Source organism: Marinomonas profundi (assembly GCF_020694005.1).
Taxonomy (GTDB): Bacteria; Pseudomonadota; Gammaproteobacteria; order Pseudomonadales; family Marinomonadaceae; genus Marinomonas; species Marinomonas profundi.
Map to the genome: position 1 here is coordinate 78117 of NZ_CP073013.1, position 17217 is coordinate 95333.

Sequence of the window (17217 nt, forward strand, 5' to 3'; positions counted from 1 at the left end):
CTAGCAATCTCTAAAACAACTTAATTCAGGCGACTTGGGGGCGACAATACGCCTCACCAAACACCAGTAAATCGAGCATGTCAGAGACATTGGTCTTATTTTGAATTAGCTGGAAATACCAGCTTCCATCGGCGACGTTGCCATATAAAATTGCCCCAACCAGTAAGCCATCGTTGACCACCAGCTTGCGGTAATGATTTGCGCCCACATCTTTAAAAAAGATGCAGCGGTCCTCGTCTGAAGGTTGAATCCTTCCGACTGAAAAAAGATTCACTCCTGACACTTTTAATTTTATCGGCGTGGGCTCGATTTCAAATCGAGCGACCTCTCCAGCCAATACCTTTATTAAAACGTTTATCTGAGTCCAAATCGGCGCGACCAAACCAAAGGTTTGTTGTTCAAATTCACAACATTCTCCCAAGGCAAACACATCAGCGTGAGAGGTCTTCATCTGTTCATCGACTAAAATTGCCCGATTAGTGGCTAATCCAGCCGTTTTAGCTAAGGTAACTTCCGGTGTAATACCCGCCGCCATGACCACTAAATCGACATTCAGCACTGAACCATCTTGGCTTAGTAACTGATTCACTAGCCCGTCTTCTGAGTGCAAAAAGCACACCGGCGATTCACCAAGACGAAACTCAATGCCCATTTGTTTCAGTCGAGTGAGCAAAAGCTCAGCTGCTTCGGCGTCTAATTGACGATTTAACAGCCAATTTGAGCGATGAAAAACCGTCACCTTGTGACCGCGCTTCGCCAAACCAACCGCCGCTTCTAAGCCTAAAAGCCCGCCGCCAATCACACACACTGATTGACACGTTTCCAGCTGCGTCATCCGCTCAACATCTTGCCAAGTACGAAAGCCCATCACATTGGGGGCTTCTGCGCCATCAATCGGTAATATGCTTGCTCGCGACCCTGTCGCCACCACTAACTGGTCATAATCAATGTCTTGGCCACTGGCTAACGACACGCTTTTGGCGGCCACATTGATGCTCGTCACTGGGGTATTTGAAATGACATTGACGCCGTTTTTTTGCATCGCATCGACGTCCACCAGCGGCATATCTAGGTGGGTAATATCACTCGCCAACAAAGACGACAGCATGATTCGGTTATAACCGACCTGGCGCTCTTCCCCGATCAAAATAATTTGATAGTCATCGCCATGTGCTTTTAACACCTCATCAGCCAGTTTGCTGCCTGCCATACCGCCGCCAACAATCACCAAGCGACGCTGCTTACTTGCCTGACGTACAGTGTTTGCTTGACGCACAGTGTTTGCCTGACGCACTAAGTTAAGCATGGGCGACCTTAGCCTTAGCTGGCGACGCTTTTGCGGCTTTTACGCCGCCTTGAATCGGCTCGACTTTGCGTTGTTTTTCATACAAGAAAGTCAGTACTTGAGTTCGATAATCCACATAACGGGGGTCTTTCGCCAAGGCTAAACGATCCCGTGGACGCTCTAAATCCACATGTAGAATTTCCCCAACTGTGGCGGCGGGTCCGTTTGTCATCATCACAATACGATCAGACAATAGAACCGCTTCATCCACGTCATGGGTGATCATAATCACGGTATTGTTTAGGTCTTTTTGAATTTCCATCAAAGAGTCCTGCAAGTGCGCACGCGTCAAAGCATCCAAAGCGCCAAAAGGCTCATCCATCAATAGAACACTCGGTTCCATCGCCAAGGCGCGGGCAATACCCACACGCTGCTTCATCCCACCTGAAATTTCATCTGGGCGTTTGTCCGCCGCATGGGTCATGTGCACTAACTCTAGGTTATGCATAATCCAGTCATGCATTTCTTTCTTCGATTTGGTTTTGCGAAAAACTTGTTTCACCGCCAATTCAACATTTTGATAAGCGGTTAGCCAAGGCAGCAAAGAATGATTTTGAAACACGACCGCTCGCTCGGGCCCTGGCCCTTTCACTTCTCGACCATCTAATAAAATCCCACCTTCCGTTGCGTCGTACAAACCCGCCACAATATTTAGTACGGTGGATTTACCGCAACCCGAATGACCAATCAGTGAAACAAACTCGCCTTTCGCTATTTTCAAGCTGACATTGTCCAGCGCTTTAAACGGCCCTTTTGGCGTTGGAAACTCAATCGAAACCTGACTGATGTCTAAATGTGTCGCCATGATTTTTCTCCAATTAGCGGATTTCTAATGAATGTATTGCTTAACGAAGCACTTGAGTTTTATCCCAAGAAACAAAACGCTGAATCGTCAGCATCACTCGGTCTAGCAAGTAACCGATGAAACCAATCATCAATACCGCCACCATAATTCGGCCCAATGAATTCGAACTGCCATTCTGAAATTCATCCCAAACAAATTTTCCTAAGCCGGGGTTTTGCGCCAACATTTCCGCCGCAATCAAGACCATCCACGCAATACCAAGCGATAAACGCAAACCGGTAAACATCAAGGGAATCGCTGACGGAATGACAATTTTCATCACATGAGTCATCCAACCAAGGCGCAATACTTTGGAAACGTTAAGCAAATCTTTCTCCACCGCAGCCACACCAACCGCGGTATTAATCAGCGTTGGCCACATACAACACAAGGTCACCGTGAACATGGACGTCAGAAAAGATTTGGAAAACATCGGGTCATCCGACACATAACTGGCACTCACAATCATGGTCACCAAAGGCAACCATGCCAATGGAGAAACCGGCTTGAATACCTGAATAACAGGATTCAACGCGCTGTACACCGAGCGGTTTAAACCAATTAAAATCCCCAGAGGAATGGCAATTAAGCTGGCCAAACCAAAGCCCGCTAACACCGTATAAAGACTGGTGAATATCTGATCAAAAAACGTCGGCTTGCCCGTGTAATCTCTTAACGTCCCCTCATAGCTTGGGTCTTTGGCTTGTCGCTCAGCAATACGCTCCTCTTGACGCACATAGAACTTATCCGCCTTGACGCGCTCATTTTGATGTTCTGCTACTAGGCCATTCCATTGCTCATAGACAACAGCAGGACCAGGAAACTCGCCTAATGAGGTATGTACTCGGCTGGCGCCTGCTTGCCAGAGTAAAATAAACACCACAATCCCAAAGATAGGCAGCAAAACCCCCTTAAACGAAAAGGCACTGATTTTGTCTTTTAAAGAAGCCATGGTTACGCTGGGTATCATCATTTTTTTCTCACTTGTCCTGTTGATTGAACTCGCCTCTAAAATAAAAGATCGTCGTCTTTTAAACCGATTTTGAAGCTTTTCAGATAATCATTTGGGTATTTACCGTCATACGTCACACCATCAATAAAATCACTTTGCGGTGGTTTAAAGCCGTCCTCTTTATCGAAATCAGGAAACTCAGACGCTGTCATCAGTCCGTCTTCGATTAAGGCGTTTGCCGCCTGAGCATAAATGTCTGGACGATAAACGTCTTTGGCGATCTTCATAAACCATTCATCGGATTTTGGCTCGGCAATTTGCCCCCAACGACGCATTTGCGTGAGAGACCAAATCGCATCGCTGTAATATGGGTAAGTAGCGTGATGACGGAAAAACACGTTAAAGTCTGGGATCTCACGCTTGTCGCCTTTTTCATACTCAAAGGTGCCTGTCATGCTATTGGCAATCACCTCATAATCGGCCCCAACATATTGGCTACGCGAGAGTATCTTGACCGCTTCGGGACGGTTGGCGTTGTTGTTTTCGTCTAACCATTTGGCCGCGCGAATCATCGCTTTTACGACTCGAATGTGGGTATTGGGGTATTGTTCTGCCCAGTCACTGCTCACCCCAAAGACTTTCTCTGGGTTGTTTTTCCAGATTTCATAATCCGTAATGACTGGCACCCCAATACCTTTAAACACCGCTTGTTGGTTCCACGGTTCGCCTACGCTATAACCGGATATGGTTCCCGCTTCCATGGTGGCGGGCATTTGTGGTGGTGGCGTTACCGACAGTAGAGCATCGGCATTTATGTAGCCGCTGGTATCCCCTTTAGCCGGAGCATAGTAACCAGGATGAATGCCGCCGGCCGCCAGCCAGTAACGCAGCTCGTAGTTATGCGTAGAAACCGGAAACACCATGCCCATTTTGAATGGCTTACCTTGGGCTTTATAGCCATCAATCACTGGCTTTAACGCACTGGCACTAATTGGGTGAAGGGGCTTGCCATCAGGGCCATCCGGGATGTTTTTCTTCATTTCATCCCACACTGTATTGGAAACCGTGATCGCATTACCGTTCAAATCCATGCTAAAAGCCGTCACAATGTGAGCTTTCGTGCCGTACCCTATCGTGGCCCCCAGTGGCTGGCCCGCTAGCATATGAGCACCATCTAGCTGACCATCAATCACTCGGTCTAACAGTACTTTCCAGTTGGCTTGCGCTTCTAAAGTGACGTACAAACCTTCATCTTCGAAATAACCTTTTTCATACGCTATGGCCAATGGCGCCATGTCCGTTAATTTAATAAAACCAAACTTCAGTTCTTCTTTTTCGGCATAACCCAGCTCGGCATGGGCGACACCAGACCAGAGTACAGAAGCCACGAGTAGCGAAAGACTGGCTTTTGAGGTAGCCGTTACACGTGTCGGTAAAGGGGTTACCGCTTTCAAAAATCTTAGGGTCATCGTCACACTCCGCATCAAAGGGTCGTTTAAAAACAAAAAAAGGCGCATGTAAATCACATATCATGTGTTCACAGGCGCCTTTGCCATTCAAAGAAAGTCCTACATTGGACTAACCATAATGTGAGTGATCATTAACCATCGTTGTTAATCTCACCAAAAATTTTAAAGTTCTATGCTTTTCTGTTCTTCGTTATCTCTGTTCTTAGCAAAGCACACAGCATGCCAATAAATCTAACTAGATGATTTATAATATTTTTTTTATCATTTATGAAAATTATAACAAACCGTTCAAACTAAAATTCTAACTTATTGCCCAATCATCACGCACAACGCACTAAAAAAAGACAGATCCTTAGCTTTCAAAGCCTTTCAAAATCCCTTCAGGATGCAAGCGTATCTTGCCAGCGGCCACAGACTCCAGCCAGGTGCTTTCTTCCTCAGTCGATAAGCGCCACGTGGCGTCGTTTTCTTCTGGCAAACCCAATGCCTTATAATACAACCCCTGGCGATACACCTGCTCCGCCAGATGATTAAGAGAGCTGATTTGGCCTATTTGTTGGTCGCCCAATTGTTGCCATCGATGCATCTGCGCCATAATCCATAAAGCGTAACTCGGTAACGGTTTGTTGATATCACGGCCAGAAAAGCGTTGGTAAGCCTTCATCGGCCAATCAAACTGGCCTTTGGGCTTAATCGCGCTAAAGCCATAAACCAGCTGCTCTAGCGTGCAATTGAGATAATCTGGGTGGCTTAATATATTCAACAATTCTGTTTGATTATTGATGTCGTCTACCCAACCACAGGCCTTTTCTAGCGCTCGAATAATCGCAAGATGAGCCGCTTGATGTTGCTCAGCCCAGTGGGTGTTTACGCCAAATACTTTTTCCGGTGTGCTGCCCCAAATCTCATAGCCGGTTACCAACATATGACCAACCCCCTGCTCAACAGCCAAACTGTTCCAAGGTTCGCCCACACAATAACCGTCAATGTCACCTTGTTTTAGGCTATCAAGCATCTTCACCGGAGGCACAACAATAATTTGAACGTCTTTATCTGAGTCAATCCCAGCTCGGCTAAGCCAGTCGCGTAACTGATAATTATGCGAAGAATAAGGGTACACAATCGCAAAACGCAGCGGCGCAGCCTTCGCACCTCGGTGATCTATAAGTCGCCTTAATGCGACGCCGGTACGAATATCCACCGACGCTTCGGCAAAGTCTTGCAACTGTTCATAAAGCACATTAGCCACAGTGATACCATTGCCGTTATGGCTCACCGTAAAGCTGGTTTGCATGGCGGTTTTGATCGTACCAATGCCCAAACTGGCGGCAATCGGCATAGAGGCCAACATATGCGCGCCATCGAGCAGGTTGAACGCCACTTTATCGCGGATACTGGCCCAGGAGGCTTCTTTCGACAACGCCACCGCCACGCCCTCTTGGGTAAAAAAGCCCTTTTCCTGGGCAATCACAAAGGGCGCACAATCAATTAACGGGATAAAACCAATACGCACTGGCTCAGCACTCTGCATGATATTACTTGTTTCCACTAAGCTCATTTTGAACCTCCCATCAAATCCATCACCGCAATCACATTTCGCGCCACATCCGTCATACGCTGACTGCGATCCATCGCTAGCTTTCTCAATGCTTGATAGGCAGCGGGCTCATCACATTTTTGATGTTTCATTATTAGTCCTTTCGCTTTGTCTATCAGCTTACGATCCTCAAGCTGAGTTTTTACCGATTCCAGTTCAGACCTTAATGCTTGGAATTCTCGAAATCGTGCAATGGCAACTTGCAGCAATGCCTTCACACTCGCGCTGTTGACACCGTCAACAACATACGCACTGACACCCGCTCGAATGGCGGCCTCTACGTGTCGAGAGTCGTCTTCTTCGGCGAACATCACAATGGGACGCGGGTTGTCTTGAGTAAGGCGGGACATATTTTCCAACATATCTCTGTCAGGGGATTCAATATCAATAATCACCATATCCGGTTGGGACTCATTCACCGCTTCTGTCAAATTTTTAGCATTTTCCAGTCGTCTAATAACACGATAACCGTTATCTAGCATCGCCTGCTCGACAATAGCGGCTCGCGCGGGCTCATTATCAACAAGCATTACGGTCAACTCTTTTGCTGGGGGCGCTGGCATGGTGCATTCTCTTAAAAAAACAATAAACGACCTTTAAGCAGATGCAATATGTGCGCCATTTTGACAATCGAAGAAATGACAAAAAGAGACTAAAAAAGCCTATTTAGGGCTTTAAAGACAAATAAAATAGGGATTTAAGAAGAGAAAGCACGATGGTGTGCAAAAAAAGTGCAGATTAAAAGTCTCAAGAACCAAATCAATGCACACAATATGTGTTAAATACCGTGTTTTAATAAACCATGGCGTTTTATAGATTAAAGCGCCGTGTCATATCGCTTTGCCAACAAAGCAAGTGACAACCTATCTTTCGTATCTGTCTTTTTGAAAATAGACGTCAGATGGGCTTTTACCGTGCGTTCGGTAATATTCATCGCTGACGCAATGTGCTTATTAGACAAACCTTTAGCCACATATTGCGCGACATCCCATTCACGTTCCGACAAGCTTCGAAGGCTACCGTCAGCAGAAGATGAAACACCTGCCGACTGCATAATTAACTGCTGGATAAACGCTTTCCCGCCCCAAATTTCACCCGAATCAATCACGGACAAAACCAAAGACAACTGCTCTTTACCAATATAAGGAGCACATTGCCCGTTCACCCCAACAGAAAAAAGCCTCAGCGCCGCAGATTGACTAGATTGGTTGGGAAATACGATAAGTTTTTGTTGAGGAAAAGCCAATCGCAAGGCGACAACCTCTTCAACTTGCTTCGAAAAGTTTTGATCGTCTAAATAAACAAAACAATAACGAAAGTCTGCCGACGCCATTGATAGCGCATCCTGTGTATCAGCCAACGTCTCAACACGAGCCAATACAACACTAGAACTGACGATTTGTTTCCAATGCTTCCATACATCTTCGTTTGTATTCCAACACAAAATGTTCAAAATGAATCTCGTCCCTTTAAGTGCGATTTGACTATTTTAACCAGCAAATACAAATGAAATGTTAACATTTGTTATTTTCTATCGAGCCACTAGATTTTTTTGTAATTAACGCTCACGAAGCGCGTTTTGCTTCGCCTTTAAAACCGGCTTTAACAGATAATCCAACAAGGTTTTCTTACCAGTAATAATGTCTACTGTTGCTTGCATACCCGGAATAATCGGCAAAGGCGCCTGCTCTGTGCCTAAATAATTTTTGTCTGTTTTCACCCTAACCAAATAAAAGCTGTTGCCTTCCTCATCTAAGATGGTATCAGCACTGATATTTTCCACCTTGCCATGCAGGCCACCAAAAATAGCGAAGTCATACGCAGAAAGTTTTACCACGGCATTAAAATTGGGCTGTATAAAACCAATATTCTCAGGACGTACCCTTGCCTCAATCAATAAAGAATCTTCTATTGGCACTATTTCCATCAGATTCATGCCCGGTTTTATCACGCCACCTACCGTGTTAATTTGCAGTTGTTTGACAATCCCTTTTACTGGCGAACGCACCTGTGTTCTTGAGACTTTATCTTCAAGTGACACGCTCGCTTCTCTTAGTTGGTCTAGTTTACTGCGCACCCCGGTTAAATCTTCTTGGGCCTCCGCTCGGAACGTCGCAGCACTTTCTTTGAGCTTACTTTGCGCTTCTTTTAATGCCGACAACGCTCTAGGAGCGGCCAATTGCGCTGCTTCTAAATCCCCTTGCAATTGATTCACTTCTCGCTCCAATTGCAACAGCTCAACCCTTGAAACCGCCCCCTGTTCAAACGCTGGACGCGTTAACGCCAGTTCCTCTTTAGAAAAAGCAAAGCTCTGCTTTAAATTCTCTAACTTGGCTTGTAACTCGACAATCTCTTGTTTCTTCTGTTCTATTTGTTGTTGAAAGCCAACTTGACTCGCCTGCAAAGAGGTTAGGCGATTGTTGTATAAATCCAATTCTCGGTTCACCACCAATGGGGCTTGTTTTATCAAATCAACATCAAAATTAGGAGAAATACCTTCAGACTCAGCTTGTAAACGAATCGCACGAACCTGTAGGTTAATCACTTCCGCCTGTTGCTCCCGCAATGAAGACAAGGCTTCCGTATTCTCAATCGTCATCAACACCTGACCCATTTCAACAACCTGCCCCACTTGGGCACGAATGTCTTTTAGAATCCCTCCTTCTAGATTTTGAATTTGCTGCACTTGGCTCGAAGGAATGACCTTGCCTTCACCGACGGTTACCTCGTCTAGCGAGGCATGGTTCGCCCATACCAGAGCAACCGCCACAAAGATGAAAACCACCCATAAAATAATCCGCCCGCCACGAGGCGCTTTTAGCATTAAAGCCGCATTACGATCGGTCAAATAGTCTAAATCACTTTGCGCAATTGATTTTTTATCACTCATCATTAACTGACCTTCAGTTTGCCTTGGCGTAGGGCTTCATGGACTTGTGCTTTTGGACCATCTGCAATTAAACGACCATTGTCCATCACAATAATACGCTCCACCATATCTAACATAGAGGCTTTATGCGTGATCAAGATCAACGTCTTATCCTTTACACCGTCGATTAAACGCCGCTTCATCCGCGACTCGGTGGTGTTGTCCATCGACGCCGTGGGTTCATCTAGGATCAAAATAGGCGGATCAAAGAGCAGCGCCCTTGCGATTGCGATGCTCTGTCGCTGCCCTCCCGATAGCAACATGCCTCGCTCTCCAACAAGACTGTCTAAACCGCTCGGTTTTCGATTGGCAAATTCAGACACACCAGACAAATCGGCAGCACGTATAATCGACTCATCGTCCATATAAGGCACGCCCATCACGATATTGTCTTTGATCGAGCCATAAAACAAATTAACGTCTTGTGAAACCGCCCCGATATTGCGCCGCAAATCGGTTGGGTTAACTTGCCTTAAATCCACGCCATCGATTCTTATCGCACCACTGTCTGGCGTATAAAGCCCTGTCATCAATTTACCCAAGGTCGATTTACCCGAGCCAATACGACCAATAATCGCGACTTTTTCGCCTTGTCTAATATTAATATTAATGGCACTGACCGCGGCCTGCTCTTGGTCGGGATAAGAAAAACTGACCGCCTCGAATTGAAAATCCCCCTTGAATACGGGACGATGCACAAACTTCACATCGTCTGGTTTCTCCACGGGGGACGACATAATTTCATTCAACGCGGTAAACGCCGATTTGGCTTGGTTATAGCGTGTTGCCAAGCTGGCAACCTGAGCCATTGGGGCAAGCGCGCGACCGGTTAACATCACCGCTGCCACCAATGCCCCCATGCTCATCAACCCTTCGGATATCTGATACACCCCAACGATAACAATGATAACCGTCGTCAGCTGCTGCGCCACCATGGCAAAAGACGACGAAGACTGTGACAGTTGACGCGTTTTCACGCCCCAGTCAGCAATATTCCCTACCGCGCTTTCCCACTGTTTTTGCATCACGCCTTCGGCATTGTTGAGCTTCATTGTTTCCGCGTTATAAAGGCTTTCAATCAACACGGCATTTTTTTGCGACGCGGTTTTTTGCCCTTCCTCAATGGAACGACGCAAAGGCACCTGAATAATAACGCTGTACAAAATAATCAAGGTAATGGTCACAAGAGGAATATACCCAACCGGGCCACCAATCAGCCAGATCACCCCAACAATTAAAAACATGAATGGAATATCAACCAAGGTCGTAATCGAAGCCGAGGTGATAAAATCGCGGATACTTTCAAACTCTTGAAGATTCTTCGCAAAGGCCCCTACCGACTTAGGCCGAGACGCCATAGTAATGTTATTAACCTTGGAAAAAATTGCTGAAGATATCAAGATGTCGGATTTTTTCCCAGCAATATCAATAAAGTACGCCCTTAAAGTGCGCAATAAAAAATCAAATAAATACACCACTGCGGCCCCGATCGCCAACACCCAAAGCGTGTCAAAGGCATTATTCGGCACCACTCGGTCGTACACATTCATCACAAAAAGAGGGCTGGCAACGGCAAAAATATTAATCAACAATGAGGCGATAAAAACATCTCGATAAATGCGCCACGAGTCAGTAATCGTCCCCCAAAACCAATGGCTTTTTTTACGCGTATCCTCATCACGATTTTCAGATCGTTTATCAAATCGATACAAGGGGCGCACAAAAAAACAATAGCCCGTATAGGCGTCATCAAGAGATGGCAAAGACAACACAATCTCACCTTCTCCGGACTCTGGACGCAATATTTTAGCCGTGCCTTGCGCATGATCAACCTCCAGCAACACACAAGCTTGCTGGTCTTTTAATAACAGCACGGTGGGCAACACCATCTCGGGGATTTTCTTCAATTCACGTTTGACAAAACGCGCGCTGATGCCGATTCGCTGTGCGGCTCGCTGAAACAAGGCGGGAGTCATTGCGTTGTCTGTAATCGGAAGACCCGCGGCAATACCGTCAGCCGTGTAGGGATTATGAAAGTACTTGCTCAACAAAACCAAGCAGTCTAAAAGCGGATTGGGGTATTCTAATGAGGCTTCCTGAGTGTCCCACTGCGATGAGCTTTTACGCTCTTCATCGCCATCTAATGCCTCTGTCATTCCCTCGCTGGACTCGTTAACGACGGTATTTTCGTCGTAAGAGTCATTTTCTAAAGGTGACGAAGAGTCCTGTTCTGAACGACCAGAGTCAGACATACTCTATATTCTCCTAACCATTTAAATACCCAGTTTACAAAGCCATTATTCATTTATTCTGGTCTAGAATAGTGTTTATTAAGTAATATGGGAAGCAAACAAGCCCACGGGCTACAAATTGAAACACTGAAGGAAATCAACATGCTATACGCAAAAGTAAATGACAATGGAGAGATAATAGATGTAGCAACCGCCCAATCAGATGAGTACAAGTTATTGGTCGCTCCCAATGAGCCAACGGTTGCCATGCTATTAGAGAAAAAATTCGCCACATCAAGCAAAAGCACACAAGAAATACTGGAAAACTCAGACAGCGATATGATGCGTATTTTGGAAGATTTAATCGATCTGCTGACAGAAAAGCGCTTAATACAGTTTACCGAGCTGCCGCTGGCCGCACAGAAAAAGCTACTTGGGCGAAAATGGGTGCGGGGAGTGCATAACAATCAAGACGACAACCTAATGACGAACAACAATCACAATGACGGAAACGAGGACTTATTAATTTAGCGGCACAACCCACCTCGCCTCAGCGGTTGGCCTTTATGTCGGCACACCTGTTTAACCCCGTCACTTGTCGATACAAGGTCGGGATTTATGCCGACAAAAAACAGGCTTGCAAAGGCACAGCAACATAACATTACATATCTTGCGCACGTCCAACCAAAAATCCTTGCGCCCCTATAATATCAAAACGCTGCAAAGCCACTAATTGCCTTTCATTCTCTACACCCGTCGCAATAACTTCGATATTAAGACTGTTAAACATTTTACACAGTGTGTGCATAAAAAAGGATTCAGACTCCTTGCCTGCGGCCATCCGTGTATAAGAGGAAGCCACTTTGACGTAATCTGGCATCAAGGTTTGCAAATATTGAAACGCGGAAAACTGCTTCCCCACATTATCGATACCAAATGGCACCCCTTGCGCTTTTAACATCTGCGCTAACGCATTTGCTTGTTGCTCCTCAATCAGCACGCTCTGCTCTGAAATTTCAAACATTAGCTTACTTTTCACATCGCCACCAAGGTGGCTTAGCCTTGTATTTAACCAGGCAATAAAACTGGCTTTAGCGTACGAAGAGGCCGACAAATTCACCGTTAACGGCACCACCAAATGTCGAGTTTTTATAAAATCAATCACGTGTTCAATAATCACCTGATCAATTTCACTGCCTAAATCAAATTGCTCCGCTAAGCCAATAAAATAGCCCGCGTGGTACGCTTTTCCCTCATGCACCAAGCCCATAAAAACTTCTTCATGCAGCACGCTGGAAGCGTCTCCCAATGTCGCCACAGGCTGCTTTTTAAGGTAAAAAGATCGAGTTTGTATGGCCTGCTCTAAAATATCCTTCCAAGCGGTTCGACTAATCGCCATATCTTGAGCGGTTTTCAAATCAAAAACGCGATACGTATTCGCTCCTTCTCGCTTCGCCTCGCGCAGAGCCGCATCGGCTTGGGACATTGCACTGGAACGTTCAACCGACGCATCAATAGTCACCGCTCCCATGTTGGCAACGCCGACAGAATAACTAATACTGGCGGTATTGAGTTCCATCAAGTCAAGCATCATCGCCTTTACTACTTGCTCAAGTTGATTGAAATCAACAGTCGGAATCAACACGACAAAGTCCGCGCCAGATAAGCGTGCTAAGGTGGCAGAAGAAGAAATCGCCGCTACTTTTTTGGCTAAAATATCGGCAGCCGATTGGATAAACATATCCGCTGATTCGTAGCCGCGTTCATTATTTAACTTGGCCAAATCCATTAGGCTAATCAGCACCAGACCATCCGTACCGCGCTCCATCTCCGTAAAATGCGATTTCATTTGGCTTTCAAAAAAATGTCGATTACCCAACCCGCTCACCGGGTCTTTAAACGCTTTTGCTTGCAGCCATTTGGCGGTTTCTACCTCAGAAGCAAACTCTTTTTCCAATTTTTTCGCCATGCGATTCATCGACAAAACAACCGATTTAAGCTCTCGTGTTTTAGGCACGTCAATCATTTTAATAAAACGCCGCTGCTGAATTGCTTCGGCTTGTTTCTCTAGCTCAGCCAACGGGCGGAACAAGTAACGTAAAGCCACACTTCCTAACACCAAAGTAATGGCACCAATCAAGAAAAACGACACTAACAAATCCCGCGAAGCCAGCCAAAGCTGGTAATAGCCATAACCCGCGCTGCCAGTAATATACACCTGACCCAACTCACTCCAGCCATTTGAAATGACCGCCTTCGCCACCGGCACTTTAAAGTCGATGAGTTGAATAAACCAAGCGGGGACGCCATCAATTCTGGTTTCATTTGAGCGCACAATGCTTTGATCGCTCTCATAGATGTGAATACGAACTTGCGAAAAATAACCACTGTCAAATACCGCATTAATACTGCTCTGTACCGACGCATAGTCTTCTAATGCCATAAAATCAGACACTGACATGCTTAGGGACGTCGCCGAGTCTTGCGTCGTCGACTCAAGCTGACCAATCAAATACCCCTTGGTGGTATTAAAATTGATCGCCATGACGACAACCAACATCATCGAGAATATGGCGACAATCGTCATCATTAATTGGCGGAACAGTGTCATCCCAATACTCCTAATTTGTAATCGTGTTTAGTCGATTGTTTAAATCTGTCCACAGGCTCAATCGTGATGAGCCACCCACTAACACACCACGCCCTTTCTCTTTCGTAAGCCATAAATTTTCTGCATTAAAGGAATAAATAGGCAGAAGATCGTTACGCTTTGAGGCGGGTTTTAACTCTTTATCTAGATTATCAAGCAAAACCGGGACAGACGTTGGTTTATGATAATACGCCAATACCATATGATGTTGATCCAAACTTAACGCCTTAACATAGACAAGTCGTAATTTTTCGTCTGGCACACCCAGCTCTCTAAGCGTGAAATATTTGGCAATGGTAAAGTCTTCGCAGTCGCCCGCCCGCATCCCCAAAAACTCAATCGGTGTCGCCCAGTAATCTTCTTTTCCCCATAGATCAACATCATCAACAAAATCCATTTGATTAAAAAAATTATTCACTTGTGCCAACTGTTCGACAATGGGTAATGCTTTTGATTCTTCGATTAATTGCCGCCAAGCTAAAATACGTTTTTCGGCGTCAGAGCCGTAAGTGCTTCCTGCTTGCTTGGCCAAGGTACGGTATTTATCTGACACATCAGCGTATAGCCACCAATGTGGAATACACAGCATAATAAGAAGCACGCAAACTAGGCGTTTGCGCCCTCTAAAAAAGTAAAAATACGAAGCAACGCGTTTTTTCACTGAAAATTACGTGTCCGATTTAGACGTTGCATTAAAGGCAGCCAGCTGTTCAGCTGTCGCTTCAGGCTGGTACTTGGCTTTCCAAGTGTCATAAGGTTCGCCATAAACGACCTCGCGCGCCTCATCGTAATTGACCGTAACACCCTGCTGCTCCGCTTCGGCCATATACCATTTACTCAAACAGTTACGACAAAATCCCGCTAGATTCATAAGATCAATGTTTTGCACTGACTTATTGTCATCTAAATGCTTTAAAAGACGACGCAATACAGCGGCTTCTATTTCGGTTTGCTTATCCATAATAAGATCCAAATTTTATGTTTTGTATGGCACCTTTTATTGATCAAGGTGCCGGTGATTCAAAGGCTGCTGGCGCCACTGCCACGCTTGCGCAGTACTCATAAACGCTCTTAGCGGTTGCATGTTATCACCCGCTATCCGCTCAACCGCATAGGCGCACGCCTCTAAGGTCGATAGGGACAAATCACTGGGTGATTTACGGATTTGATATTGCCCTATGGGAGGCTGTGAAAAACAAACAGCACCAAAACGCTGCAGCAAGGGCTCGGTAAAGTACAACTTCTTCGCCTTACGCCATGTTGCATCAAGCAAAATAAGACCCTCGATCTTGGCAATACAATCGGCTGCCATCGATTCAACCCTCACCGCGTCGTCCGTCGGAAAAACCAAACACCATTTTGCCGGATCTTTTTGCATCAACACATTTGCCAATACGGCTTGATCTGCCGTTGAAATACAGTCCACTGACGGCAACCCCAAGCGCAACAAAGTGACGGTGTTTTTAGCGTGCTTCGCCTCTTTTGGGTCTTGCAAAATCAACACCTTTAATCGCGTTGAAAGGGTCGGTATCCACTGACAAACACACTGCGCGGTTAAAAAATGGCACTGCTCACAGCGTGTTCTTTTTTCGATTTCCATACCTTAGCCCAATTTAGCAAGATACGCTTTCACCACGTTATTCCAACCCATGTCTAGAGCTTCAACCGTCAAGGCGTGACCAATCGATACCTCCATGATCCGACCTTGTTCACACAAGGCCTGAACATTGTTTAAATCCAAATCATGGCCCGCATTCACTTCTAAACCCACATCCAATGCCGCTTGTGCCGCTCGCTGATACGCTTCTAGAACCGCTTCAAAGCCCTCTTTGCCATAAGCATTGGCATACGCCTCAGTATAAAGTTCAACACGATCTGCGCCCACTTCTTTGGCCAAGGCCATGTTCTCGGCTTCTGGATCCATAAACAACACCACCCGAATGCCTTTTTCTTTCAGCTTAGCAATCACTGGGCGTAACGCATCTTGATCCCGGGCAATATTCCAACCGTGGTCAGAGGTAAGTTGATTTGGATCGTCTGGCACCAAGGTACATTGATCGGGTTCTGCTTCCAAGACAACCGCCAAGAACTGCGCATCAGGAAAGCCCTCAATATTCAACTCAGCACCGGGAAAACGTTTTAAAAGCGCCTTCAAATCGTAGGCGTCTTGATAGGTCGCATGGCGTTGATCGGGTCTTGGGTGAATGGTAATACCAAACGCACCAAGCTCGAGCGTGCGCTCTGCCATATCAATCAAATTTGGGTAATCTCTTCCACGAGAATTTCGAAGTAGGCCAATTTTGTTCAGATTAACGCTTAAGTGTGTCATTCAACTTCTCTCGACAGGGTCATTTATTGGCATTATAAGACAAACAGATAGCGTCTATCACTAAAATACCAAACAAGTTAGCCGACCAAGCCATTATATGCCGTAAGGCTTATGATAAACTGCACGCTACAAAATAGGAGTCCAAGATGAAATACGAACTCTTTCAATCCATTTACGATAGAGCCGCCCTTCGACACGGTGGCAACCAACACCTTGAGGCCATGCTTTCCCAGCCGTTAAGTCAATCGCAACTAAGTCAACACAGTGATGATAGATGGCTGGCGGCCTTTTCTCAGAAGGTTTTTCAATCTGGCATAAACTGGCAAGTGGTGCGTAATAAATGGCCCGGTTTTGAAAGCGTTTTCTTCGGTTTTGATATCGAAAAGATGTTACTGATCCACGATGAAATGTGGGAGGAAAAAGCCAAAGACGGGCGTATTATTCGCCACTTTGGCAAAGTGATGACGATTCGAGAAAACGCCTTAATGATTAGCGAATGTCAGGCCAGCCATGGCTCTTTTTCAAACTTTGTTGCCCACTGGCCAACTGACGACATTATTGGACTGTGGGCCTATTTAAAAAAACATGGCGCTCGTCTCGGCGGCAACACGGGGCCTTATACATTAAGAGCCATGGGCAAAGACACCTTTATGCTAACCCGAGATGTGGAAGGCTATTTGCGCCAACATGAGATCATTACCACGGGAAGAGACACCCAGTCTGCCTGGAAGGCGGCACAAACGGCGTTTAATCATTGGCACCAAGAGAGTGGTCGCTCTTATACCGCGATTAGCCAATGCATTGCGCTAAGCGTGAATTAAGCCCTGTAAATTGAACACTACAGGGTGCTATTTTATCCGTTTTTGATATT

Annotated in this window: 16 protein-coding genes; 2 read left to right on the forward strand and 14 right to left on the reverse strand. The window is 45.8% G+C overall.

The genetic code is table 11. The features are described from left to right. Positions 1 to 25: 25 nt before the first annotated feature. The 9 genes from J8N69_RS00370 to J8N69_RS00410 form a co-directional block, all read right to left on the reverse strand. Complete coding sequence (locus tag J8N69_RS00370; RefSeq protein WP_168822112.1) at positions 26 to 1306, reverse strand: NAD(P)/FAD-dependent oxidoreductase; 1281 nt, start codon at positions 1304 to 1306, stop codon at positions 26 to 28. After that, the gene (locus J8N69_RS00375; RefSeq protein ID WP_168822111.1) at positions 1299 to 2150 is read right to left on the reverse strand and encodes an ABC transporter ATP-binding protein; all 852 of its coding nucleotides are present in this window, start codon (positions 2148 to 2150) and stop codon (positions 1299 to 1301) included. The genes J8N69_RS00370 and J8N69_RS00375 overlap by 8 nt, the downstream gene beginning before the upstream one ends. Positions 2151 to 2190: 40 nt before the next feature. Continuing rightward, positions 2191 to 3162, reverse strand: a complete 972-nt coding sequence (locus J8N69_RS00380; protein ID WP_168822110.1) for an ABC transporter permease — start codon at positions 3160 to 3162, stop codon at positions 2191 to 2193. Positions 3163 to 3197: 35 nt separating this feature from the next. Further along, positions 3198 to 4610 (reverse strand): CmpA/NrtA family ABC transporter substrate-binding protein, encoded by a 1413-nt coding sequence (locus tag J8N69_RS00385; RefSeq protein ID WP_168822109.1) that lies wholly within the window; start codon positions 4608 to 4610, stop codon positions 3198 to 3200. 352 nt (positions 4611 to 4962) lie between these two features. Continuing rightward, complete coding sequence (locus tag J8N69_RS00390; RefSeq protein ID WP_168822108.1) at positions 4963 to 6168, reverse strand: CmpA/NrtA family ABC transporter substrate-binding protein; 1206 nt, start codon at positions 6166 to 6168, stop codon at positions 4963 to 4965. Next, the gene (locus tag J8N69_RS00395) at positions 6165 to 6770 is read right to left on the reverse strand and encodes an ANTAR domain-containing response regulator (RefSeq protein ID WP_168822107.1); all 606 of its coding nucleotides are present in this window, start codon (positions 6768 to 6770) and stop codon (positions 6165 to 6167) included. Before J8N69_RS00395 ends, J8N69_RS00390 begins: the two co-directional genes overlap by 4 nt. A 254-nt stretch (positions 6771 to 7024) precedes the next feature. Next, positions 7025 to 7660 (reverse strand): response regulator transcription factor, encoded by a 636-nt coding sequence (locus J8N69_RS00400; protein WP_168822106.1) that lies wholly within the window; start codon positions 7658 to 7660, stop codon positions 7025 to 7027. Positions 7661 to 7765: 105 nt separating this feature from the next. Then, positions 7766 to 9100 carry an HlyD family type I secretion periplasmic adaptor subunit gene (locus tag J8N69_RS00405; RefSeq protein WP_227803925.1) on the reverse strand — a complete coding sequence of 445 codons (1335 nt, stop codon included), beginning with the start codon at positions 9098 to 9100 and terminating at the stop codon, positions 7766 to 7768. After that, entirely contained in the window at positions 9100 to 11388 is a 2289-nt protein-coding gene (locus J8N69_RS00410) for a type I secretion system permease/ATPase (RefSeq protein WP_168822104.1), read from the reverse strand. The genes J8N69_RS00405 and J8N69_RS00410 overlap by 1 nt, the downstream gene beginning before the upstream one ends. Positions 11389 to 11529: 141 nt before the next feature. Between J8N69_RS00410 and J8N69_RS00415 the strand changes: the two genes are divergently transcribed. Further along, positions 11530 to 11898: a hypothetical protein gene (locus J8N69_RS00415; protein ID WP_168822103.1), complete on the forward strand. Its 369-nt coding sequence runs from the start codon at positions 11530 to 11532 to the stop codon at positions 11896 to 11898. Positions 11899 to 12028: 130 nt separating this feature from the next. Here J8N69_RS00415 and J8N69_RS00420 read toward each other — a convergent pair whose 3' ends face one another. The 5 genes from J8N69_RS00420 to J8N69_RS00440 all read right to left on the reverse strand — a co-directional run bounded on the left by J8N69_RS00420 (position 12029) and on the right by J8N69_RS00440 (position 16346). Further along, positions 12029 to 13978 carry an EAL domain-containing protein gene (locus tag J8N69_RS00420; protein WP_168822102.1) on the reverse strand — a complete coding sequence of 650 codons (1950 nt, stop codon included), beginning with the start codon at positions 13976 to 13978 and terminating at the stop codon, positions 12029 to 12031. 10 nt (positions 13979 to 13988) lie between these two features. Beyond that, on the reverse strand, positions 13989 to 14606 hold the full coding sequence (locus tag J8N69_RS00425) for a transglutaminase-like cysteine peptidase (RefSeq protein WP_168822101.1): 618 nt from the start codon (positions 14604 to 14606) through the stop codon (positions 13989 to 13991). Positions 14607 to 14684: 78 nt separating this feature from the next. Continuing rightward, on the reverse strand, positions 14685 to 14978 hold the full coding sequence (locus J8N69_RS00430; RefSeq protein WP_168822100.1) for a DUF1244 domain-containing protein: 294 nt from the start codon (positions 14976 to 14978) through the stop codon (positions 14685 to 14687). Between the two features lie 36 nt (positions 14979 to 15014). Next, positions 15015 to 15617: a tRNA-uridine aminocarboxypropyltransferase gene (locus tag J8N69_RS00435; protein WP_168822099.1), complete on the reverse strand. Its 603-nt coding sequence runs from the start codon at positions 15615 to 15617 to the stop codon at positions 15015 to 15017. Between the two features lie 3 nt (positions 15618 to 15620). Continuing rightward, on the reverse strand, positions 15621 to 16346 hold the full coding sequence (locus tag J8N69_RS00440) for a pyridoxine 5'-phosphate synthase (protein WP_168822098.1): 726 nt from the start codon (positions 16344 to 16346) through the stop codon (positions 15621 to 15623). A gap of 146 nt (positions 16347 to 16492) precedes the next feature. On the opposite strand from J8N69_RS00440, the gene J8N69_RS00445 reads away from it, so the two are divergent. Further along, positions 16493 to 17167 (forward strand): DNA-3-methyladenine glycosylase I, encoded by a 675-nt coding sequence (locus J8N69_RS00445; RefSeq protein WP_168822097.1) that lies wholly within the window; start codon positions 16493 to 16495, stop codon positions 17165 to 17167. Positions 17168 to 17217 lie beyond the last annotated feature (50 nt).